Annotated in this window: 2 protein-coding genes; both read left to right on the forward strand. The window is 66.5% G+C overall.

The window, feature by feature from the left end:
- Positions 1 to 310: CinA family protein (locus B2W79_RS16995; protein ID WP_292791614.1), on the forward strand; the 310-nt coding region annotated here is incomplete at its 5' end.
- A 141-nt stretch (positions 311 to 451) separates the two neighbouring features.
- Positions 452 to 656, forward strand: a 205-nt coding sequence (locus B2W79_RS17000) for a helix-turn-helix domain-containing protein (protein WP_292791616.1), incomplete at its 3' end; no start/stop codon positions are given.

Here is a 656-nt window from a genome sequence, read left to right on the forward strand (position 1 = left end):
GCTCGGCGTCGACACCGACCTGCTGGAGCGATACGGGCCGGTGTATCCGGAGGTCGCGCGGCAGATGGCTGCCGGAGTGCGCGGCGCCGTCGCGGTGGATGGTCTCCCCGCCGATGTCGGGGTGTCCACCACGGGGATCGCGGGCCCGGAGTCCCCGGATGGGCAGCCCGTGGGCACCGTCCACATCGGCGTGATCACCCCGACAGTGAGCCGGACCCGACCGTTCCACTTCGAGGGGGACCGCGAGGCGGTGCGAGCGCAGACGGTCGCGGCGGTCCTCGATGTGCTGGCCGCGGCGCTGCGGGAATAGCGACCCGCCGCGTCATGTTGATACGGATGTGCTCACATTTAAACCACAGAGTGCAAGGGTAGATTCTGTGCAAGCCAGGAGGACTAGACTGGCCGTCTCTTCGAGGGAGACCTCGATTCATGAACTGCGGAGGAGGTTCCGATGATTCTTGTACGACAGGAGATCGGCGACGTGCTGAGGGACTTCCGTCTGCAGAAGGGGCGGACGCTCCGGCAGGTCGCGAGCAAGGCGTCCGTCGCCCTCGGCTATCTCAGTGAGGTCGAGCGCGGACAGAAGGAGGCATCGAGTGAGATCCTCGCTTCGGTCGCAGAGGCGCTCGACGTCCCCATCTCCACGATCATGCGCG

It is taken from the genome of Microbacterium sp. UBA7513 (assembly GCF_002478345.1).
Taxonomy (GTDB): domain Bacteria; phylum Actinomycetota; class Actinomycetes; order Actinomycetales; family Microbacteriaceae; genus Microbacterium.